We start from the raw sequence: 558 nt of genomic DNA, 5'->3' as shown, positions 1-558 counted from the left end.
TCGAAACGTTAGCCTAACGATGGCGAGTTTCGAGCAAGCTTTATTTGTTGCAGAAAAGCCCGACCATCAAATGTTAACCACAGCACCAAAATATTGTCAGCGATACTGCGAACAGCTTCACCCCAACTTAATAGCGTTGCCTATCCCCGTTGCTGAAGATTATCAGCACAAGCTACTGATTCCATTTACTATGATTTGGCACAAGCGCAATAACCAGAATCCTAAAATCATGTGGTTGAGGAAGACGATAAAGAGCTTGTATGGCACAAGTTGAACGATTCGTTTTTAAGTACATCTAAAGCAAAGGAATGAACAGCCCCCCACCTTGATGCTATTAATAGCCGTAGGAGCGAAGTCTTACCTTCCATTCGATTAAGTATTTTAAAATCTTGGGTTCTATTATCCACTTCGACGTCGGTCTCTGCTCATTTTGGGGAACAAACAAGTTACATCAACATCAAGTCACCATTTCCAAATGACTAGGGCGCTGAAGTGAAAATTGGCTTCCCCCTTTTTATCGAGTTTAACTCAGCACTAAAGAAGTGAACCAATAGTCTT

The 558-nt window shown here is 41.6% G+C and carries 1 pseudogene; it reads left to right on the top strand.

Going from position 1 to position 558, the window contains the following annotated elements:
* A pseudogene (locus R7040_RS28950) lies at window positions 1-274 on the top strand (DNA-binding transcriptional regulator); the annotation flags it as partial.
* Window positions 275-558: the final 284 nt, after the last annotated feature.

The sequence above is a fragment of the Vibrio sp. 1069 genome (genome assembly GCF_033340555.1).
Note: the sequence above shows the minus strand (reverse complement) of the source record. Positions and strands in the feature narration are given on the sequence as shown.